We start from the raw sequence: 20,730 nt of genomic DNA, 5'->3' as shown, positions 1-20,730 counted from the left end.
GGGCCGTGCGGACTACCAGATCAGGTCGTCCGGCACCTGGTAGGCGGCGTAGGGATCGTCCTTGGTTTCCTCGCCGGTGCGCTCCGGCGCGTTTTTCAGCACGACGCAGGAGGCATCCCTCGCTGCGATGCGTTCGGCGACTTCCGCCGGCACCAGTTCGTATTTGCCGTCCAGTTTGACGATCGCGATCTGGCCTTGGGCGATGCGCTTGCGCAGGGCCTCGTTGACGTAGAGGCGCTTGACGGCGCCGCCGTCGGCGAAGTTGAAGGCGACCTCTCCTTCGGCGGGCTGGCGGTTGGCTTCGACGAGCTGGCGAATCTGCGCGGCCAGCGCCTTGCGCTCCTCGGCCTCCTTCTTCTGCAGATTCAGTTCGCGGTCGCGCGCGGCTTTTTCGGCCTGGGCCTGGAGCCGGGCTTTCTCGGCCTCAGGGGCGGCTCCCTTGTTTTCGCTGGCCCGCTGGCGTTCTTTGCGCTGGTCCTTTTGCGCTTTCTTCAATTGCTTGTCGTTGACCAGGCCCGCTTTGCGCAATTGTTCCTGGAGAGGGTTGCTCATGGGAGGTTTCCTGTTCGCTTCTCTATCTCGGGGGGCGAATGTTAAGGCTTAAAGGGACTGGGGGGAACCTTGCGCCAGGCCCAGGGTTTGCCGGACGTGGCGGGCGATCATGGCTTCCTCGTTGGTGGGGACCACCAGCACATGGACGCGGCTGTCCGGCGTGTGCAGGATCCTGCCGGCGGCCGGATCGATCGCGACCCCCAGCCAGGCCGAAAGCTGGCAGATGCGGGTGCGCACGGGCGCGGCGTGTTCGCCGATGCCGGCGGTGAAGACCAATGCGTCGAGCCCGCCCAGCGCGGCGCTCAGCGAGCCGATTTCGCGGGCGATGCGGTAGCAGAAATATTCGACGGCCTCGGCGGCTTCAGGCTTGTCGCTGGCCAGGAGATCGCGCATGTCGCCGCTCAGGCCGGACAGTCCCAGCAGACCCGAGCGCTTGTACAAGAGGTCTGAGAGGGCGACGGCATCCATGCCCGGCTGGGTCATCAGGTGCAGCAGCACGCCGGGGTCGATGGCGCCGCAGCGGGTGCCCATGGGGATGCCGTCCAGGGCGGTGAACGACATGGTGGTCGCGACGCTGCGGCCCGCTCGCATGGCGCACAGGCTGGCGCCGTTGCCGAGATGGCAGACGATGGTGCGGCCTTCCGCCGCGGCGGGGTCGATCTCCGGCAGGCGCGCGGCGATGTATTCGTAGGACAGTCCGTGGAAACCATAACGGCGGATGCCGGCCGCCTCGTACTCCCCGGGCAGGGCGAAGCGCCTTTCCACGGCGGATTGGGTGGCGTGGAAGGCGGTGTCGAAACAGGCCACCTGCGGCAAGTCGGGAAATTTCGCCGCCAGCAGGCGGATGGGGGCCAGATTGTGCGGCTGGTGCAGTGGCGCCAGCGGGATCAGCGCCTCGATCCGCCCGACGACCTCATCGGTCACCGGTTCCGGCCGGATCAGGCTGTCGCCGCCGTGGACCACCCGGTGCCCGACCGCGGCGGGCTTGAATCCTCCGTTGTTCCGGGCCAGCCAGTCGAACAGCCAGACCAGCGCATCTTCGTGATTTTCCGCCGGGATCGGCCCTTGAAACAGCGTGCTGCCCTCGGCATCGCGCAAGCTGGCGCACGCGCCGTGGGCGGATTTGCTCCCGAGCCGGTCGAGCAGGGCGGCCAGCAGACGCTTTTCGCCGTTCAGGAGGGAGAACTTGACGGTCGAGGAGCCGGCGTTGACGACGGCGATGGGAGCGTCCATGGGGTTTTTAGGGCAGGGAAGCGGGGCCCAGCCTTTCCCGCTCGTTCTCCATCGCCTTGTCCATGATCTCCTTGTAGAGTTCGACCGCGCGGGCGTAAATCTCCTGGTATTCCGGCTGGCGGTCCACCTGCGGCTTGATGGCCTGAGCGGTTTCGAAGACTTCCCGGAGAAAGCCGATGTCCAGGTCGCCGAGCGGTTCCTTGCGTTCGACTTTCGCTTGGATGTCCAGCGCCCGCGGCAAGCCGTGCGTGGTGAACTCGGTCAGCAGGGCGATCGCGATGCCCTCGTCTTTGGAGACTTCCGTCATGGGGATTCCTTGAGTGCGGTGGGTAAGGGGAAAGAGGAGGGGCATGCGGGATCGCGCCGGCCTCCCCGCGGCCGGTCAGCCCGGCCAGCGCCAGCCGGCGACTTCCGGCACGTCGGTGCCGTGTTCGTAGGCGTACTGGCGGCAGGCGATCTGCTGCTTGCGGAACCTGGCCTTGGCGTGGGCGCCGGAGACTGCGATTTCCGGAATCCGGTCGATGACGTCGATGGCCAGGCTGAAGCGGTCGATCTGGTTGTTGATCGCCAGTTCCAGCGGGGTGTTGATGTTGCCTTTCTCCTTGTAGCCGCGCACGTGCATGTTGGCGTGGTTGGTGCGCCGGTAGGCGAGGCGGTGGATCAGCCAGGGATAGCCGTGGAAATTGAAGATGACCGGCTTGTCCTTGGTGAACAGGCTGTCGAAATCCTTGTCGCTGAGGCCGTGCGGATGCTCGGACTCGGGCTGCAGCTTGAACAGGTCCACCACGTTGATGAAGCGGATCTTCAGTTCCGGGAATTCCTCACGCAGCAGGGCGGTGGCGGCAAGCGCCTCCAGTGTCGGAATGTCGCCGGCGCAGGCCATGACCACGTCGGGCTCCTGACCCTCGTCGTTGCTGGCCCATTCCCAGATGCCTAAGCCCTCGGTGCAATGAGCGATCGCGGCGTCCATGTCCATGAACTGGAGGTGCAACTGCTTGTCGGAGACGATCACGTTGATGTAGTTCTGGCTGCGCAGGCAGTGGTCCGCGACCGACAGCAGGCTGTTGACGTCGGGCGGCAGGTAGATGCGGGTGACGTCCGCGCTCTTGTTCACGACGACGTCCAGGAAACCGGGGTCCTGGTGGGTGAAGCCGTTGTGGTCCTGCCGCCAGACCGTCGAAGTGATGAGCAGGTTGAGCGAGGCCACGTCCTGGCGCCAGGACAGCTGGTTGCAGATGGACAGCCACTTGGCGTGCTGGTTGAACATCGAATCGATGACGTGGACGAAGGCTTCGTAGGTCGAGAGGAAGCCGTGGCGCCCGGTCAGAAGGTAGCCTTCCAGCATGCCTTCCAGGGTATGCTCGCTGAGCATTTCCATGACCCGCCCGTCGGTGGCCAGTTCGCCGCCGTCCTGGTCTTCGGGGAAATACTCGGCGATCCAGAATTTCTTGGCGGCGGCGTAGACGGCGTCCAGTTTGTTCGAGGTGTTTTCGTCCGGGCCGAACACCCGGAAGTTGCGCATGTTCTCCTTCATCACGTCGCGCAGGAACACGCCCAGCGGCTGGGTGTTCGGCGCCTCGATCTGGCCCGGTTTGGCGACTTCGATGCCGTAGTTACGGAAGTTCGGGATGCGCAGGGCCTGTTTCAGATGGCCGCCATTGGCGTGGGGATTGAGACCCATGCGGCGGAAGCCGGCCGGCGCCATTTCCCGGATTTCGGCGACGGGGCAGCCCTCGGAGTCGAACAGTTCTTCCGGCTTGTAGCTGTGCATCCAGCTTTCCAGCAGCTTCAGGTGCTCGGGGTTCTTCGTGACGTCGGCCACCGGTACTTGGTGGGCGCGCCAGAAGCCCTCGACGTTGCGCCCGTCGATCTGGCGCGGCGCGGTCCAGCCCTTGGGCGAGCGCAGCACGATCATCGGCCAGCGCGGCCGCCGGGGGATGCCGGAGGCGCGGGCCTCGGTCTGGGCGGCGCGGATGTCCTCGACGCAGCGGTCCACCGTCGCGGCCATGGCCTGGTGCATGCTTTCCGGTTCCGACCCCTCCACGAAATAAGGCGTGTAGCCGTAACCCTTGAGCAGATTTTCCAGCTCGTCATGGCTGATGCGTGCCAGCAGGGTGGGGTTGTTGATCTTGTAGCCGTTGAGGTTGAGGATCGGCAGCACCGCGCCGTCGCGGATCGGGTTGAGGAATTTGTTGATGTGCCAGGAGGTGGCGAGCGGGCCGGTTTCGGCTTCGCCGTCGCCGACCACGGCGGCCACGATCAGGTCCGGGTTGTCGAAGGCCGCGCCGCAGGCGTGCGACAGCACGTAGCCCAATTCGCCGCCCTCGTGGATCGAGCCCGGCGTCTCCGGCGTGCAATGGCTGCCGATGCCGCCGGGAAAGGAGAATTGTTTGAAGAAATTCAGCAAACCTTCTTCGCTCAAGTCCTTGTCGGGATAGATTTCGGTATAGCTGCCTTCCAGATACAGCGGGCCGAGCACGCCGGGGGCGCCGTGGCCGGGGCCGGCCATGAAGATCATGTTCAGGTCGTGTTTGCGGATGGCCCGGTTCAAATGGGTGTAGGCGAACGAGAGCCCAGGGCTGGAACCCCAATGGCCGAGGAGGCGGTTCTTGATGTGTTCGGGCTTGAGCGGCTCGCGCAGCAGCGGGTTATCGCGCAGGTAGATCATGCCCAAGGCCAGGTAGTTGCAGGCCCGCCAGAAGGCGTGGATCTTCCGGGCTTCTTCCGGGGTCAGCGGAGCGCCGCTTACCGTCGACCGGGCCGGTCCGTAGGCAGTGAGTTGTTCGAGTGCGGCAGAGTAAGAGGCGGAGGTATCCATAGGTGATCTCCTTGACGGAACAGTCATTGGTAAGGGGCGCTTGAAACCGCGATAATCCGGAGCGGGTCCGGCTATTTTGCCCAGCGATTGTGACAAGGCAAGAGGACTGGCGGTTTTCTAGGGCACAGTATCGCCTATGGCCCGGTCCGCGCGCGCAGGAGTTCCGTATGGCGTTCCTGCCGGCCGGTTCACATCGAATCCAGACGCCGAAATTCCATCCGAAGGGAGGCCATGATGAACGACGAACAGATTCCCCTAGATCGCTTGGCCTGGGAGCGGTTCAAGCGGCATATGAGGGTGCTGCTGCACTCCGAGGTCGGCGGCAAGGCGCTCGGCCTGTTCCTGCTGCTGATCGTCTTCCTCGTCGGCATCAACGGGCTCAATGTGGTCAACAGCTATGTCGGCCGCGATTTCATGACGGCCATCGCGGAGCGTAACCGCGCCGGGTTCGTTGAGTACGCCTGGCTTTGGATCGGCGTGTTCGCCGTGGCGACGGTGGTATCGGTGGTCTCCCGGTACATGGAAGAGAGTCTGGCCCTGCTGTGGCGGACCTTTCTAGCCCAGCGGTCGGTTCATATCTACGCGACGCATCGGGTTTACTTCTATCTCGAGGAAAGCGGCGAGATCGGCAATCCCGACCAGCGTATCGCGGACGACATCAAGACTTTTACGACCACGACGCTGTCCTTCACTCTGATGCTGATCAACGGCAGCTTCACGGTCGTGGCATTCTCCGGGGTGTTGTGGTCGATCAGCCCTTTGCTGATGATCGTCGCCGTGCTGTATGCCGCGCTCGGCACGTACTGCACCGTCAGCTTGGGCCGGCCTTTGGTGAAGCTGAACTTCGATCAGTTGGACAAGGAGGCCGATTTCCGCTCCGGGCTGATTTATCTCAAGGAGAATGCAGACGCCGTGGCACTGTCCCGGCGGGAAATTCCGCTGCTGCGGCGGTTGCAGCAGCGCTTGGCCGAGTTGGCCGAAAACTTCCGCGCTATCGTCGGAGTCAATCGGAACGTCGGTTTTTTCGCGACGTTTTACAACTGGATGATCCAGATCATCCCCGCCTTGTTCGTCGCGCCCATGTTCATCCGGGGCGACGTCGAGTTCGGAGTGATTACCCAGTCAGCCATAGCGTTCACTGCCTTGTTGGGCGCGTTTTCGCTGATCGTGACGCAGTTCCAGTCGATCTCGTCCTTCGCGGCCGTGCTGGCCAGATTGAGTTCCTTCAGCGAGGCGGTGGCGCAAGAGGTCCTGCAGAGAAAATCGCCGATCCTCGCTTCCGAAGGCGCGGAGCAGATTGTCTATCTGGGGCTGACGCTGCGTTCTCCGCGCAGCGGACGAATTCTGGTCGAGAATCTGACGGTAGCTTTCTCACGCGGCGAGAGAGTCTTGGTCAGGGCGCCGGACGAATCCGCCAGGACGGCGCTGCTCCGGGTGACCGCGGGGCTGTGGGACGCGGGCGAGGGAGGATTGATGCGTCCGGCTTTAGATCAATTGATGTTCGTGACCGAACGGCCTTTTCTACCTTTCGGCTCGCTTCAAGAGTTGCTCCTGCCGCCGCATCCGCTCGAAGCGGTGTTCATGGGTGCGACCCGGCCGGATTCTGTTGCAGGACTCGGGGCGCCGACAGTGATGGAGGAACAGATTAGCAGAGCGCTGGCGGCCCTGGGGCTGGGGACGCTCTCTACCCGCTTCGGCGGACTGGCAGCCGAGCAGGACTGGAGCAATATCCTGCCTTTAGCGGAACAGCAGCTGTTGGTGATTGCGCGGCTGTTGATCAGCCGTCCCCGTTTCGCCCTATTGGATCGCCCCGCTGCAACTCTGAGCGCTGATCAGCTCGACATGGTCTTGAATCAATTGAGCCGGCACGCTATCGCCTATGTGGTTTTTGCGGAAGATGAAGACCGGCCGGAGCGCTACGATGCGGTGCTGGAACTCAAGGGCGGCGGCACCTGGGAGTGGAAAGTGCTCGCCGCCCCTTAGGATTTGGCAAAGAATAACTTCCCGAAATTAACAGCCGTCGTTCCGGCATGGATTCGCATACGCGCTCTGGCGAGTGCCGGAACCCGGGTTCCAGGGATGGAGTCGCCTGGGAACATCGAGGTAGCCTGGATGCCGGCGATCCTTGCCGGCATGACGGCGCTCTGAACGAAAATGTCGTTCGGTCATTCAGGGAAGTTATTTTCGGCCACATCCTTAGCTAACGGTTCGGGCAAGTCAGCCCAGCGTCACGGTCAGCCGGTTCCGGCCTTCCATCAGTTTCGTCCGCAGTGTATCCAGGGAGACTTCGGCGCCGCCGGTCCGGTACGGATTGGTCGTCCGGCTGAACGGCAGATCGGAACCGTTCAGGCTGAGCGACAGGGGGCCGGAGCCTGAATTCCGAACGGAGTAAACGACTTCGAACTCGCATCCGGCAAGATCCAATTCGACCCGGAGGCCGTCCAATGCTTTCGGAATTACCGGGTCGATTACCAGCTTCGAGCTTTCCGCCCGCAATCCCAGCAAGCCGCGCAAGATCAGGCCCATGCCGATGCCCGCGCCGCTCGAATACACCCGCCAGCCGCCGTCGAGGGCGATTTCCCCGTTTCGAGCCCGGTCGTACTCGGCGTAAGCCTGGTAGCGGTCGGCGAAGGCGGCATCGGAGCTTGAGTAATAGCAGTTGGATTGGCGCAGGGTGGCCGCGGGCACCAGGGTGCGGAGGCCGATGGGGTTGGCCTTGCAAAGCGCCGCGAAAAAGCCTTCCGCATCGCCGTAGCAGGCCAGCGCCTCCGCATAGCGGAGATGGGCGTGGGTGTACATCAGGCCGATTTCGCGGCCGAAGAAACTGCTGCTCTCGGCCCGCTGGAAGTATTTCTGCGGTCCGCCGCGGTAGGACATCGGCCGGTCGAAGAGCCGCGCGCCGTCGGGGCCGAGCAGGTGATCCTCGATGAGTTGGAGGTGCCGCGCCGCCAGCGCGGGCGTCAGCAGTCCGTTACTGATGGCGTGGATCATCGGCAGCAGGCTGTAGGAAAGCCCGGTGGCCCGGTCGCGCGGATGCACGAGATAGCCGATTTCGCCCTCCTCCCCGAAATGGGCGTAGCCGGCGAGGACGCCGTCGGCGATCAGCAGACGTTGGAAGTCTTCCCGCACTCCCTCCGCCGCGGCCTCGAAGGCCGCCGCCTGACCGTCGTGCTGCAAGCGGCGCAGCGCTTCGGCCAGCGTGGTCAGGGTCTGGTAATGCAAGGTCACCGTCCAGGCGCTGCACAGCCTTTCGCGCATGGCCGGATCCACCGGTTGCAGGGAGTCGTTCCAGTCGCCGTGGCCATAGGCGGCCAGCCGGGTGCCGGGAATGGTCCGCGCGGCCACGACCCGCAGCGCGCGCTCCACGTGTCCCCAGAGCGTCGCCAGTTCGGCCTTGTCGTCGCCCTCCGGATGGAAGAAGGGCAGAACCTCATCCAACAGCGCGCCGTCCCCGGAAGCCAACAGGTACTGGGCGAGGGCCAGGACCGGCCAGAAAACGATGTCGCCGTGCGAGTCGCCGGGGCGGATGTTGCGTTCCCGCTCGAAGAACATGAACCATTGTGGCCAGTCGCCGTCCGGATTCTGGTTCCTGAACACCCGGCACAGCAGGTCGCGGACCGGTTCGAACCGGCCCAGGGCCAGCAACATTTCCACCGGCCCCTGGCAGACGTCGCGGACACCCCAGCCGCCGCCCGAATACTGCTCCAGCCCGCGCGGACTGAGGTAGTGGATCAGGGCGTTATGGGCGAACCAGGGCAGGGCCTCCTGCAGGCGCTCGATGTCTCCCCCCAGCGCACTGCCGGTCGGTGGATGGACCCGCAAGGCCGCAGTCATTTCGCGCCAATACTGGCCGGCGTCGGCTGCGGCCGGGGTTGCCGGCACCAGACCGCCGGTGATGCGGAAGCCGGCCGACGAGACCGGGACCGTGACGAGGCACAGGAAGGGTTCTCCCCGGGACTGGCCATCGGCGTAGAGCAGTTCGTCTCCGCCAACGGTCTCCAGCGGGGTACCGGGCAGCGGATCGATGCGGAAGCCGCCGTCCGGGAAGCGGCGGCCAACGTCGGATTCGGGTACCGGGCGAACGAACACCCCCGCCCCGTCTCGGACGAACTGCGCAGGCACGGCCTCGGCGCCGTCGTCGCCGTTGAGGGCGACATGGTTGCAGAGCAGGCAGCGGACGGGCGGTCCGTCCAGCACGTCCAGGGTTACCGAGAGTTCATGACTCCCGGTAGTGGCCTCACTGCGCACCTGCAGCATTCCGCCGGCGTGCTTGTAGATCCAGCGGCAGCCCTCCGGCTGCATCTCGAAGGCGGAAGGCACGTCCAGCAGCCGCCAGCGGCCTTCGAGCTCGACGAAAAGCCGTTGGCCGTGCGCCCGGAACAGGCTCAGGTAACTGTGGGTGGTGGACAGGAAGCGGTTGATGCTCACATGGCCCTGGGTCACCATCGAATGAAACACGCCGGCCATCCAGACGGTAGAGGTCAGGCCGGCCTCGTCGGGCACCAGGCCGCTGCCGGTGCGGAGGATGTGGCCGTGGGGACGCAGCACCTCGAGTTCCTTGGCCCTGAGCACGACGTGGCTGCGGTCGCCGGTGAAGAAGGACAGCAGGTGGCCATGCTCCAATTCCGGCTCCCGCCGGGTGCCGCCGGACAGCCCGGCGATCTCGGCATCGCCGAGATCGAGGGTTTCGAGGAGCGGCGCGGCGCTGAAGAGATTGGCTGACGGCGCGAAACCTTCGGATGGATCCTGCCATGCCGCGGGAGGCGCCGCTTCCGGCAGGCTCAGGGCGCGGTCGACGAAGGCCAGATCGGCGTTGGAGGTCGCCTCCGGGTGATCCGGTTCGAACCAGCCGAAGAAACCCACCGCCGATGCCTCGCCCGGTGCCAGTGTCAGCGGGGCGTCCTGGATCACGGCCATGGCGTGTTCGTGCTGGCGGCGCGAGCCGGGGAGGCCTGCCATCAGCCCCCGTGGCGGGTGGCCGGCGCGGCTCTCCAGACCGTAAAATTGCAGTGCATCGGTGGCGAAACTCCGGGCCCGGTTCAGCGAGCCGATGGCGACCCAGGGAAAACGGCCGCCCATCGCCAGGTTCTGGCGGGAGGCCAGGACCGTACCCTGTGAGCGGTGAGGGAGCGGTGTATGGTCCAGGTATTGGCTGACGTAGTATTCGTTGAGCCGCACCGCGCCGTAGTGCGCCAGCCCGAGATCCTGGGCATAGATCAGTTCCACCGTCTCGGCGCTCCCGCCGACGTTCTCCAGGGCCACGTGCCAGAACCAGGCGGGCGCGGCTTCGGCCAGCACCAGGAAAACGCGGAACCGGATGCCCGCCCATTCCCCCACGACCGACAGCGCTCGCCCGTCGCACCGGAAGTGGCCGGGACTGCGCGGTCCGAGCAGCGGCACGGCCTCGGCCGGCCCTTCGGCTACGCTCAGGGCAGGCTTCGCGAGGCGGCGCAGATAAAGATTGGCCGGTCCTCCCTCGATCTCTGAGCCGGGGAAAAGATTGAGGAGAACATCCCGGTGATCCATGCGCCGGATCGAGCCGTTGGAATTTACCTCGAGTTTCAAACCCGAAGGACTTTGGAGAAAGCTGGTTTCCTTGATGGAGCGCGGATTCCGGGTGTTCATAGGGATTCCTCGACGAGCCGCTGAGCCTCCGCATTTTTGCTGTCGCAAGGACGCCAGCGCAGGGTTGGGATACTGCTCAATTCACTTCCCGCCATTCGTGACCAGTTCCCACCCGGCTCCCGGGTTGTACTCCTTCAAGGTGTTCGCCAGTTTGGCCGTCTCCGGCCCCAGATCCCGCTGGTAGATCTTGCCTTGATGATTGACGATGAACGTCATGACTCCGGACGAACCGTAGTATGCGGGAAAGGCCACCAAACCGAAGCCGGCGATCATGTTGCCGTTTATCACATAATCGTATTTCCCACCGGGCGCATCGCTGCCCTGCCGGGTCAGGATCCGGTAATAATAGCCGTGGTAGGGCCACGATTTATCCGCCGTGCCTTTAGCTTGGTAGCCGGCGGCCCTCGCTTCGGCAACCAAGGGACCCAGAGGGCTTTGCAGTTGACCCGGTTCCGGGGCCCAATAGAGGCCGTCGAACGAGCCCGGCGTGCTGCCGAGCTTTTGCGCATATTCGGCTACCCCGTCGCCATCCCTGTCCGCGCCAGCGTACTCGAATTGGGCCTCCACATAAGCGTTGATCACCCCCAGGGTGCTGAGTTCGTTGCGGCCCACCCGTCGGTTGATGATTTCTTCCTGGCCCTGTTCGGCGTCGAACTGCCAGCTTTCTCCTTGTTTGGTGAGCGGGATCGGGAATGGCCAGTCTGCGGCGCCTACCTGCAGAATGGCGCGGTGATCGTCGATGTTTTTTATGGCGGTCCGTTCTTGTGCTTTCGCCACGAACGCGTCCCGGTCGTTCTTGTCCTGGATCGCGTCTCCCGAAGACAGAAGCTCCGCATAGCGGCTGCCGAACAGATCGGCAAACCGTTTTTGATCTCCCCCACGGGCCGCATCGACCAGGGCTTTAACGGCTTCTTCCGGCGAAGGGAAGCGTCGGGCATCGCTCTCCGGCCGTCTGGAGACGCCGGCCGGTGGAGCAGAACTGGCCGGCGAAGCAAAGCAGGACAAAGGAGCCAGCGCGAATACCGTGAGAAGGAACATTCGAAACGCAGGATGCATGACGGGAACCTCGATCTTGGATGCCAGAAGGGGATTGACGAATGCGGATGAGCCTTGCGCGGGATGTCCGTACGGAGTTCCGGCGCGGACGCGACGTTTGATCTGAATGTTGGATACCGGCGTCATCGGCGCCGACCTCCGCCGCCGCGAAGTCCGGCCCTTTCCCCTCCTCCGCCCCGGTTTTGCCGGTTTGCCGCGCCCATATTGGCCCGGCTGGCCGCTCCGCGCTGGCTGAAATTCTGAGTTCGCCTGGTTTCGCCCATGCCTTCGAAGGCATTCGGCTTGTTGGATTCTCCCATCCGGGCGGCGTTGCCCTGCCGCGCGGGGTTGCGCCCTCCGCCAAGCGCTTGCCCAGGTTGCGGTGCGGCAATGCGCCGTTCGGCCGATTGCGGCTTGTCCGGGGCCTGCAGACGCTGGCGCTGCTCCGACCTGGACTGCCCACCCAGCCGTTCCCCGGATGGCTCCGGCAGGCGCTGCTGAAATCCGGCCAGGGACTCGGTCCGGCGGCTTTGCGCGCCGCGCCGGCTCTCGATCCGGGTCTCCGAGCCGGCCGTCCTGACGCCTTCCAGGGAACTGGAGCCGCTTCCCCGCTTAGAACGGGATTGCATTTCGGCGTTTCCTCGGTTCTGTGCCAGCGCTCCGGCGGATTCGACCGAGGCGTCTGGCCCTTGTGCCAGCCGGCTGCGAATTTCGGCGCTCGACGGTCTGCGCTCGCCGCCTTGCCCGGGCGGTCCCTCCCACTCTCCGGGCTTGCCGAACCCTCGTCTGTCGGCCGGAAGGGCGTCGGGCACGCCCCGGCGGTCTCCGGCCAATCCGGGTTGTGCGGTTTGGCCGAGCCGTTGCTTGACGGGTTCCGGGTACGGCTGGCCCCGCCGGTGGCGGGGGTCGGGCGTCCAGTCCGTGCGCTGACGCAGATCCTTCAGCCGGTCCTGGCGGAAGGTCCCATCCCGGTCGATATTGATCTCGTTGCCCGAAATATTGATATTCCGGTTGCGGTTGACGTCTCCCCGGTCGACGGCGACGCCGCCGGAACCGCCGCCGTACCAGCAGCTTCCGCTTCTGCATACGGCGTTGCCGTAGTAATGGCTGACGGGCGGGTAGTAACCGCCGTAGTAACCATGCCAGTCGTCGTCATCCGCCCATTCCATGATGCCCCAGGTCAGCAGTCCACCGATCAGCGCGCCTGCACCGAATGTCATCCACGGGTCGGTGCCGGAGGTCGTGGACGCCGGCGTCGGTGCGGGGTAATAGGCGTAGCCGCCAGCCGGCGCGGCAGCGGGATAAGCATAGGGGGGCGATGCCAGGGGCGCGGAATAGACCTGTTCGGGGTTGTATTGCGGCACGTAAACGGTATCGGGTTTGGCCGGTTCGATCCCGATCACCTCTTTTCTTTGAGTTGCCGGTGTTGCCTGAGGCTGGCCTTCGGGGGCCTGCACCTCGGTTCCAGCGGCGGATGGCACGGTCTTGGTCGTGACTTTCTGTTCGGCGCTGTCTTTCAAGAAGCCGGATTCCCTGGCGCGTTGCCGCAAGGATTGAATCGCGTCCATCAATTCCGCCGGCTTGGCGAGAAAGGCATCACCGAGTTGGGTTGTCCATTCGAGGTGATCGTTCATCATCTTGATGATCGAGGGTAGCTCGATCAGGCGCTGGATACTGGCATCCCAATCCTTGTCTTTTACGGCGGAGGGCTCGGGGTGGGAACCCAGCCAGCGCGACGCCTGGACCACTTCCAGCGGGTAGGTGGATGCCACCAGCATTTCGGCGAGAAGCGGGTCGGGATAAAGCGCGACAGGGGCAACCAGCGACTCGATTTCGGTGAGCGGATGGCCCGCGTCGGCAGGAGGCCGGGTGGCTTCGGGAGGCGTCGAACCTGAGCTGGGCGTTGCGCCCGGACCCGCAGCGAGTCCGGGGGCAGCCAGCGCCGTTCCGGAAACAGCGGCGATGTGCGCCAAGCTGACCAACAGAAGCGGGGGCAGCGCTCGAAGTGCGGGACGGATGGAATTGCGTTGGGGCATAGGCTTATCCTCGCAGGAACCTGCAGCATGGAAACGGAGAGTGCCACCGCGGGCCACATTCTCCGTTGCCAGCCCGGTGCAGTTCAATGGTCATCGCCATCAAGGCGCTACGATCGGCCCGCCGCCGTCCAGTTTTTCCCTGACCGGCGCAGATGCGGTGCTGTCATCGGTTGCGTCGCGGGTGAAGCCGGGCGGTGCTTTCTGCCAGCGATAACCGTGCCGTGCAAGTTGGTAACCGGTTTCGAACAGCACGTTCATCACCCGGTTGTCGAATTCGTCCGACCGGGTCGTGTCCAACTGGTCCGGAATGTAGGCAAGGTTGAAATCGGCGCTATCGCGCTGGGCAGTCGTGAAAATGCGGTAGATGTCGCCGACTCCCTGAGCCTTGATCAGGGACGAAACGGTTCGAGGGGCAATGGAGCGGATCAGTGGCTTCACCGGCTGCCATGCCGGTTTGATCTGGCTGTTCCGCAGCACGAACACCCGACCTTGCCGGCGCGGGGCCGAAAATCCCAGGCGCTTGACCGCGGCGAGGGGCCTCAGCACCGGCCCATAGAGAAATACCTGGTGGGCGACGCCGCCGTCGACATGCATCTCGTCGTAATGCTTCCCGCCGGCCTCGACCGGGATATAGACCGGTGGAAACACGACCGGCACCGCGGCGGAGGCGATCATGACCTGCCGGAACAGCTTGAGCGCGTCCGGATGGCCCGACTTCGCGATTGCGCCCATGTTCCAGACTACGGGACGCTGGGCATCGAGCGCCGTGGTGCCGATGAAAAGGCGGCGGCCTTTGGCATGCTCGGCGGCGATGTCCGCCAGCATCTTGTCGTCGACGTATTCGGCCGTGAGCTTGGCGAGTGGGTCGCTGAGGCTCAGGGCGTCGGTCTGGAGCATCCCGAACAAGGATTTCAGGTGGAAGATGTCCTGCGAGGAGACCGTGGTGTACACCTTTCTCAGCTTATCGTCGTAGGCCGGCCCCAGAAACGCGAAGGGCGCGGTCAAGGCGCCGGTGCTGACTCCGGTCACCATCTTGAAGTTGGGCCGGTTGCCCGCGGCGCTCCAGCCACACAACAGCCCCGCACCGAAAGCGCCGTCGCCGCCTCCACCCGAAATCGCGAGGAAGTCCACGGTCCCGTTTTGTCGGAACAGGCCGCTGCGTTCTTCCTGGCGGATGGAGTCCACGATATCCCGCTGAAAGGCCGGGCTGAATTCGTCGCCCCATGCTCTTACCCCGGGCATGCCGGGAATCCGAACCTCGGATTCGACTCCGGCCGGCGGCGGCGAGTGCGGCTTCAGCCCGCCGCAGCCTGCTGCCGTGAGCAGCAAGCCCGCGAGCAGGACGCGCTTAGGCCGGCGGTCGGCAGGTGTGCGGAAGGCGGCGATAGGGGTTGCGGCCCGTGCTTCCGAGGAGGTGCGAGCGATTTCGTGGTCCATCCGCTGCCGGCCGCGGATTTCAGAAAGGCCGCAGGGTGAAGGCCGTAGGATCGGTGACTACCTCGCCGGGATTGCGGTTGGCGATCTGGACGAATTGTGCCGCCCAGCGGTCCATGATGCCCTTGGCGGGGCCGTACCAGGTCAGGCGGGTCAGGTCGAGCGGGCCGACGTCCGCCATGTCGCGGTCGGCGAAAGTCGCGACCACCTCGCCGGTCTGCAGGTCGCGCAGCCGGCCTTCGAAGGCGGCCCGGCGCTGGTTGACGGCGCCCGCCGCGCTGCCGGTGCCGATCGGCCCGGCCCAGCTCAGGGCGTGCAGCACCGGCATGGAGGGGTCGATTTCGATCAACGCCAGTTCCAGGCGCAGCGCCGGGTCCTTGTGCTGGCCAGCGCGCTCGATGATCTTGAAACGATGCTTGGGATCCTCTTTGAACGCTTTCACGACCTGGTCGTGGAAGTATTGGCCCAGTTCCGCGATGTCGGATTTGACGTCGCTGACCCATGCCGCCGAACTCAGGTTGTGCAGCCAGTCCATTTCCATCATGTACTGGGTGTTAATCGGTGCGACCACCAGCTCCCGGTAGCCGCTCTTGTCGAATCCGGGCTTGATCCAGACTTTCTGGAACGGCAGGTCCGCGCGTTTGGTCTGGCGACCGGGTTGGGCGATGAAGCCGGCATCCGGTGCCGGTTCGACCGCCGCCGTCTTGGCTGTACCGGAGGCCGACTGGAGACTCGAACAGCCGGCGGTGGCGGCAGTGAGGGCCAGGACGAAGGTGTTGCGTAATTTATGGCGCATGCGATTGATATCCGGTTTCGGCTCGATGGACAGGAAGGCGGGCGAGACAACTCCGGCTGGAGGATAGTTGATCGCCCAGGGGAAACCAAGATCGGCGTTAGCTCCGTGGCGGCGTGTTTGCTACCTTAGGCCCGATGTACCCTTGATGACGCCGCTGCCGGGCGAAAATACCGAGCGTTGCTTCCGGAGATTTCTGAATGCGTACCCTTGTCGCGCTTTTCCTCGCCGCCCTCATCGCCGGCTGCGCCGCCTATGGCCGATACCAGTTGGACCAGCGCTACGGCGCGCCCGACCCCGGCCGTTTCGACCAGTCCCGGAGCATCGCGGCACTGCCCATCGAGTACCGGCGCGACGTCAAACCCATCCTGGACAGCCGCTGCGTGGTTTGCCATGCCTGCTACGATGCGCCCTGCCAACTGCAGTTGGGAAGTTACGACGGGGTGACGCGCGGCGCCAACGGCGAGCGGGTCTACGATGCCGCCCGCCTGCTGGCAGCCCAGCCCACCCGTTTGTTCCAGGATGCCGCCAGCAATGCCGAATGGCGAAACAAGGGATTCCAACCCGTGCTCAACGAGCGCAACCCCGGCGCCAAGCCCAATCGTGAAGCAGGCGTGATGGCGCGCCTGCTGGCCCTCAAGCGCCGGTTCGATTTCCCCCGATTCGGCTCACTGCCCCAGGATCGCTACGATTTTTCCCTGGACCGCAGCCAGCAGTGCCCGGCCATCGAAGAGATCGGCCGCTTCGAATCGGAGCACCCCGAATGGGGCATGCCTTACGGACTTCCGCCGCTCCCCGAGCGGGAAAACCGCACGGTCACGGCGTGGCTGGAAGCAGGCGCTCCCGCCGCCCCGGAGCCCGCCCTGACCGGGGCGCAGCGCGATCAGATTGCCCGCTGGGAGGCATTCCTCAACGGCGCCGATGCCAAGACGCGCTTGATGAGCCGCTATCTGTACGAACACTGGTTCCTCGCCCATCTCCATTTCGACGAGCTTCCGCCTGGCGACTACTTCGAGCTCGTCCGCTCCCGCACGCCGCCGGGTCGGCCCATCGATCTCATCGCGACCCGTCGCCCCTACGACGATCCGGGCGTGGCGCGGGTTTACTACCGCCTCCGCCCGCATCGCCCGGCCCTGGTGTCCAAGACCCACATGCCTTATGCCCTCGACACGGCACGCATGGCGCGCATCAAGGCGTGGTTTCTGGACGAGACGTATGCGGTGAAGGCGCTGCCGTCCTACGATCCGAAGGTCTCGGCGAATCCGTTCATCGCCTTCGAGCAGATTCCGGTACGTTCCCGTTACCGGCTGTTATTGGACGAGGCGCAGTTCACCGTCATGAGTTTCATCAAAGGGCCGGTGTGCCGGGGCCAGGTGGCCCTCAACGTGATCACCGACCACTTCTGGATCGGGTTCATGCATCCCGATAACCCGACGTTCAACGAAACCTCGGCGTTTCTGGCCGACGTACTGAAGGAGGTCAGCCTTCCGACGGAACAGCAGAGTAATGCGCTTCTCACCAAATGGCTGTCTTATTCGCAGGGTCAGACCGAATATTTGAAACGCAAATCGGAACTGACGAACCGGCGATTCACCGGCAGCAGCAGCCCGAGCCTGTCGATGCTGTGGGACGGCGACGGGACCAACGCGAACGCCGCGCTCACCGTGTTCCGTCATTTCGACAGTGCCAGCGTGGTCAAGGGACTGCTGGGCGACCGGCCGCAGACCGCCCTCATCATGGGCTACACCTTGCTGGAGCGCATCCACTACCTCCTGGTCGCCGGCTTCGACGTCTACGGCAACACCGCGCACCAGTTAGAGGCCCGCCTGTATATGGATTTTCTGCGGATGGAGGGAGAGCTGAACTTCCTCGGCCTGCTGCCGGGGGGAGACCGCAACGCCGTGCGCGACCTCTGGTATCGCGGGGCAGGAGGCGAAGTGAAGTCCTATCTCAATGGCAGCAAGGCCTATTTCACCCAGCGCACGGGCGTGGAATACCGGACCGGCGATCCCTTGCCGGAACTGTTCGGACTCTGGAAAGCGCATCTCGCGCCGGTGTTGGATCATCGCTACGACCTGGCCGAAAACCCCCGGGACGACCCCAACGCCGACCTCTTGAAAAAACTCGCCGGCTTGCGGGGGAGGGTGCTGTTCTTTCTTCCCGAATCGAGTTTCCTGACGGTCCAAGGCGTGGACGGCGTCGACCGCCATTACACCCTGATCCGCAACAGCGCCCACAGCAACATATCCGAGCTGTTTTCCGAGGCAAACCGGCGGCTGCCCGACGAGGACACCCTGCTGGTCACACCCGGCTTCATCGGCGCCTATCCCAATGCCTTCTACCGGCTTAGGAGCAACCGGCTGGCGGCGTTCGTCGATCTGGTCAGCCGCCTCCGGTCGGAGCAGGGTTACGCAGCACTCGCCGCCCGCTTTGCCGTCCGGCGCACGGATCCGGGCTTCTGGGCGCACGCCGATGCCTTGCACGAAGCCTTTGGCAAGGCCGACCGGGTGGAAGCGTCGCTGTTCGATTTCAATCGCCTCGAAAACCGCTAGCTCAGTGCTTGAACAAGAGATCGAAGGTTTCCTGCTGGTGGGTGTCCAGGCCCGCCGTCATGATCTGCACGTTGAGAATATTGCCGTTGATGAAAGCCACCCGGCAGGGGATTTTCAGCAAGGCGTTGGTCAGACCGGGACCGCGGACGGTGAGGGTGAGTACGCCCCGGTCTCCCGGCTTGGGGCGGCGCGGAACCGGTGTCAGCAGGGCCGCGCTTTGCAGCGAGACATCGACGGGGGACAGGTCCCGAGTGGTGCCGCTGATTGCCGAGCTGCCGGAAAACTCGACCCGGCAGGCCAAGCGGAGCTCGCGGCGGGCGGCATGGACGCGGGCCTCGGTCATCGCTACGGCTCCGCGCCGGAACGGCCTTGCTTCTCCGCATACATGGCGGCATCGGCCCGGCGCAGCAAGGTGTCCAGTCCGGTATCGGATGCTTCGCGCATCGCTACGCCGATGCTGGCTCCGACGCCGGGCCCGGAAGCCGAAACCGATCGAAGCGTTCGGACGATCCGGGCGGTAACCCGGCGGGCGCCGGCCTCGTCCGTGTCCGGCAGGAGCGCGGCGAATTCGTCGCCGCCGATCCGCCCGACCAGGTCGCCCGCCCGCAGTCCGGCACGGCAGGCTTCAGCGACCCGAGTGATGGCGGCATCGCCCATGTGATGGCCGTAGCTGTCGTTGATGACTTTCAAATCGTCGACATCGACGACCAGGGCTGCCAGGGGACGGCCGGAATCGCGCGCCTCGGCCAGTATCGCCTGGCCCCGCTCGAAAAAATAGGCGCGGTTGCATACATCGGTGAGGCCATCGCGGGTGGCGCGGTAATGCAGTTCTTCGGTGCGCTTCGCCACCCGCCGTTCGAGAGTCTCGTTCATCCGCAGCAGTTTCTGTTCGGCAGTGCGGCGTTCGCTGACCAGGGCCCCCGTGGCCAGCGTGGAGGTCCCCAGGGCTACCACCAGCAAGCCGACGTTCAGCAAGGGCTGAGTGCTTCCCAAGAGATGGAACGGCCCATGCCGTAGCAGGGTGCCGCCGATCGCGACCAGTGCCACGGCCGACAACAGGGCGGTGGCCGCATGCAGCGAACTGCGCACGGTCAGCCACAGAACCGGAGCGAACAGCAGGTAGGGAAGTCCTTCGAACGGGTGCACCGGCGCACGGATTCCCAGAAATACGACGGCGGCGAAGACCAGCGTCGAGACCGCCACCGTGATTGCCTCCCAAGGTTTGCCCGGCAGCGGGCGCCCGCGGCGCCTGCCGCACCAGAGGATCAGCGTCGGTCCCAGAAGAAAAATGCCTCCCGCTTCGGAAAGGTTCCAGCGCCACCAGGCGCTGTCTACGCCGGTCAGCGGAACGAGCCCGGAGGCGACCGCGAGGGCGACCCCCGCAGAGGCCGCAAGGCAGGCCGGTACGAGCGCGCCGAAAACGACGAAGCAGACCACGTGGCGCAGACGGAAGAAAGGCTGTCTGGAGCGCGTCGTCCAGCGGACGAGCAGCGCGCCGAGAACCGGGGTGGCGACGTTGACCAGGGATGTGGCCGCCGCCAGGAGAAAGGGTTCGCCGAACAGTCCCCAATTGACGAAGAAGGCGCCGGCGAAGATGCCGGGCCACAGCCGGGTGCCGCCCAAGAGCGCCGCCGCCAGGGCGATGCCGGCCGGCGGCCAGAACGGCGAAGGGAAGAAGCTGTATCCCGCGAGCAGCGCCGAGGTGCCGAACCCTGCCGCGGCGTAGGCAAGGGCGACGGTGACATTGTGCAATTCGATACGCATCGTTCGGGCTGGCAAATTTTCAGCGAAACGCCGAGGGGAGTAGCCGAAGTCCGGCTTCCGATCTTCGTGAAGAGAGACGCATGAAGTGTAAAGCGTAGGCCGCTTCCGGTAGAAGCTCTCGAAGCGCCCATCGATGGGGGGCGCCGAGCCCAACCCGACGCAGCGACACCCCACGCGATACGGCCGTACCGCCGGTCGCGGCGCAAAGTCTAGTGCAATCGGCCGGTTGCTGTCAGCAGGCCGATTGCCGAAACGCCGCCGGCCGCAGACGGCCCGCCGAACGACGCGTGCGGTTAGATGGCTCTTGCCCGACGGCAGTTAGGCTGTAAGTGGCCGTCCTTCGAAAATTCCTGCCTTGCCGGTGGACCGTTACTTTGAATCCTTTCTTCATCAGCTTTCATTTACTACCGATTGCGGCGGTGCTACTCGAAGGGGCCCTCGAGTATTGATCCCTTCTTCATCAGGTCTCAGTTACTACCGAAGGCCTTCCTGGAGGCGCTGGAGCAGCGCATGTCTTAATCCCTTCTTCATCAGGTCTCAGTTACTACGCATTGAGTGAGCTGGCACGGGTTTACAATGTGACGTCTTAATCCCTTCTTCATCAGGTCTCAGTTACTACCGCATCAAGGTGGATTCCGAGTTCGCCGTCCGTCTTAATCCCTTCTTCATCAGGTCTCAGTTACTACCGAGCAGAAGCGCAAGGCATACGCTGAGCAAGAGGTCTTAATCCCTTCTTCATCAGGTCTCAGTTACTACACTACAATGAACGCAAATACTTCAAGCACTGCTAGTCTTAATCCCTTCTTCATCAGGTCTCAGTTACTACCACATCTATCGCCTAACTCTCACTGATGCCGGACTGTCTTAATCCCTTCTTCATCAGGTCTC

The 20,730-nt window shown here is 64.4% G+C and carries 13 protein-coding genes and 1 CRISPR repeat array (1 of these 14 only partly in view); of the genes, 2 read left to right on the top strand and 11 right to left on the bottom strand.

The features are described 5' to 3' along the window. Window positions 1-12 precede the first annotated feature (12 nt). The 4 genes from OOT43_RS03180 to OOT43_RS03165 all read right to left on the bottom strand — a co-directional run bounded on the left by OOT43_RS03180 (window position 13) and on the right by OOT43_RS03165 (window position 4,603). Window positions 13-552 carry a DUF2058 domain-containing protein gene (locus OOT43_RS03180; RefSeq protein ID WP_266023242.1) on the bottom strand — a complete coding sequence of 180 codons (540 nt, stop codon included), beginning with the start codon at window positions 550-552 and terminating at the stop codon, window positions 13-15. A gap of 48 nt (window positions 553-600) precedes the next feature. After that, window positions 601-1,785, bottom strand: coding sequence for an acetate/propionate family kinase (locus OOT43_RS03175; protein WP_266023241.1), 1,185 nt, complete (start codon window positions 1,783-1,785; stop codon window positions 601-603). Window positions 1,786-1,792: 7 nt separating this feature from the next. Then, window positions 1,793-2,092, bottom strand: a complete 300-nt coding sequence (locus OOT43_RS03170; protein ID WP_266023240.1) for a hypothetical protein — start codon at window positions 2,090-2,092, stop codon at window positions 1,793-1,795. Between the two features lie 75 nt (window positions 2,093-2,167). Further along, entirely contained in the window at window positions 2,168-4,603 is a 2,436-nt protein-coding gene (locus OOT43_RS03165; RefSeq protein WP_266023239.1) for a phosphoketolase family protein, read from the bottom strand. Window positions 4,604-4,834: 231 nt separating this feature from the next. Here OOT43_RS03165 and OOT43_RS03160 point away from each other — a divergent pair, with 231 nt between their 5' ends. Next, entirely contained in the window at window positions 4,835-6,586 is a 1,752-nt protein-coding gene (locus OOT43_RS03160) for an ABC transporter ATP-binding protein/permease (RefSeq protein ID WP_266023238.1), read from the top strand. 234 nt (window positions 6,587-6,820) lie between these two features. Here OOT43_RS03160 and OOT43_RS03155 read toward each other — a convergent pair whose 3' ends face one another. The 5 genes from OOT43_RS03155 to OOT43_RS03135 form a co-directional block, all read right to left on the bottom strand. Further along, window positions 6,821-10,228, bottom strand: coding sequence for a GH36-type glycosyl hydrolase domain-containing protein (locus OOT43_RS03155; protein ID WP_266023237.1), 3,408 nt, complete (start codon window positions 10,226-10,228; stop codon window positions 6,821-6,823). A gap of 81 nt (window positions 10,229-10,309) precedes the next feature. Then, entirely contained in the window at window positions 10,310-11,410 is a 1,101-nt protein-coding gene (locus OOT43_RS03150; RefSeq protein ID WP_266023236.1) for a DUF2950 domain-containing protein, read from the bottom strand. After that, window positions 11,407-13,299, bottom strand: coding sequence for a DUF3300 domain-containing protein (locus OOT43_RS03145; protein WP_266023235.1), 1,893 nt, complete (start codon window positions 13,297-13,299; stop codon window positions 11,407-11,409). The genes OOT43_RS03150 and OOT43_RS03145 overlap by 4 nt, the downstream gene beginning before the upstream one ends. Before the next feature lie 99 nt (window positions 13,300-13,398). After that, window positions 13,399-14,736 carry a patatin-like phospholipase family protein gene (locus tag OOT43_RS03140; protein ID WP_266023234.1) on the bottom strand — a complete coding sequence of 446 codons (1,338 nt, stop codon included), beginning with the start codon at window positions 14,734-14,736 and terminating at the stop codon, window positions 13,399-13,401. A 19-nt stretch (window positions 14,737-14,755) separates the two neighbouring features. Beyond that, window positions 14,756-15,529, bottom strand: coding sequence for a DUF3313 family protein (locus OOT43_RS03135; protein WP_266023233.1), 774 nt, complete (start codon window positions 15,527-15,529; stop codon window positions 14,756-14,758). 197 nt (window positions 15,530-15,726) lie between these two features. Here OOT43_RS03135 and OOT43_RS03130 point away from each other — a divergent pair, with 197 nt between their 5' ends. Then, on the top strand, window positions 15,727-18,078 hold the full coding sequence (locus OOT43_RS03130; protein ID WP_266023232.1) for a fatty acid cis/trans isomerase: 2,352 nt from the start codon (window positions 15,727-15,729) through the stop codon (window positions 18,076-18,078). Between the two features lies 1 nt (window position 18,079). On the opposite strand, the gene OOT43_RS03125 is transcribed toward OOT43_RS03130, so the two are convergent. Beyond that, on the bottom strand, window positions 18,080-18,421 hold the full coding sequence (locus OOT43_RS03125) for a hypothetical protein (protein WP_266023231.1): 342 nt from the start codon (window positions 18,419-18,421) through the stop codon (window positions 18,080-18,082). Between the two features lie 2 nt (window positions 18,422-18,423). Then, window positions 18,424-19,842 carry a sensor domain-containing diguanylate cyclase gene (locus OOT43_RS03120; RefSeq protein ID WP_266023230.1) on the bottom strand — a complete coding sequence of 473 codons (1,419 nt, stop codon included), beginning with the start codon at window positions 19,840-19,842 and terminating at the stop codon, window positions 18,424-18,426. Window positions 19,843-20,214: 372 nt separating this feature from the next. Continuing rightward, window positions 20,215-20,730: a CRISPR direct-repeat array (repeat unit 36 nt; unit sequence GTCTTAATCCCTTCTTCATCAGGTCTCAGTTACTAC); it runs 9 nt beyond the window's last position.

The organism is Methylococcus mesophilus (assembly GCF_026247885.1).
In the GTDB taxonomy this organism is placed as follows: domain Bacteria; phylum Pseudomonadota; class Gammaproteobacteria; order Methylococcales; family Methylococcaceae; genus Methylococcus; species Methylococcus mesophilus.
Note: the sequence above shows the minus strand (reverse complement) of the source record. Positions and strands in the feature narration are given on the sequence as shown.

What these genes read in the sequence shown, in the direction of transcription:
- OOT43_RS03180 (WP_266023242.1), bottom strand. Translation starts at nt 552, where the DNA reads ATGAGCAACCCTCTCCAGGAACAATTGCGCAAAGCGGGCCTGGTCAAC.
- OOT43_RS03175 (WP_266023241.1), bottom strand. Translation starts at nt 1,785, where the DNA reads ATGGACGCTCCCATCGCCGTCGTCAACGCCGGCTCCTCGACCGTCAAG.
- OOT43_RS03170 (WP_266023240.1), bottom strand. Translation starts at nt 2,092, where the DNA reads ATGACGGAAGTCTCCAAAGACGAGGGCATCGCGATCGCCCTGCTGACC.
- OOT43_RS03165 (WP_266023239.1), bottom strand. Translation starts at nt 4,603, where the DNA reads ATGGATACCTCCGCCTCTTACTCTGCCGCACTCGAACAACTCACTGCC.
- OOT43_RS03160 (WP_266023238.1), top strand. Translation starts at nt 4,835, where the DNA reads ATGATGAACGACGAACAGATTCCCCTAGATCGCTTGGCCTGGGAGCGG.
- OOT43_RS03155 (WP_266023237.1), bottom strand. Translation starts at nt 10,228, where the DNA reads ATGAACACCCGGAATCCGCGCTCCATCAAGGAAACCAGCTTTCTCCAA.
- OOT43_RS03150 (WP_266023236.1), bottom strand. Translation starts at nt 11,410, where the DNA reads ATGACGCCGGTATCCAACATTCAGATCAAACGTCGCGTCCGCGCCGGA.
- OOT43_RS03145 (WP_266023235.1), bottom strand. Translation starts at nt 13,299, where the DNA reads ATGCCCCAACGCAATTCCATCCGTCCCGCACTTCGAGCGCTGCCCCCG.
- OOT43_RS03140 (WP_266023234.1), bottom strand. Translation starts at nt 14,736, where the DNA reads ATGGACCACGAAATCGCTCGCACCTCCTCGGAAGCACGGGCCGCAACC.
- OOT43_RS03135 (WP_266023233.1), bottom strand. Translation starts at nt 15,529, where the DNA reads ATGCGCCATAAATTACGCAACACCTTCGTCCTGGCCCTCACTGCCGCC.
- OOT43_RS03130 (WP_266023232.1), top strand. Translation starts at nt 15,727, where the DNA reads ATGCGTACCCTTGTCGCGCTTTTCCTCGCCGCCCTCATCGCCGGCTGC.
- OOT43_RS03125 (WP_266023231.1), bottom strand. Translation starts at nt 18,421, where the DNA reads ATGACCGAGGCCCGCGTCCATGCCGCCCGCCGCGAGCTCCGCTTGGCC.
- OOT43_RS03120 (WP_266023230.1), bottom strand. Translation starts at nt 19,842, where the DNA reads ATGCGTATCGAATTGCACAATGTCACCGTCGCCCTTGCCTACGCCGCG.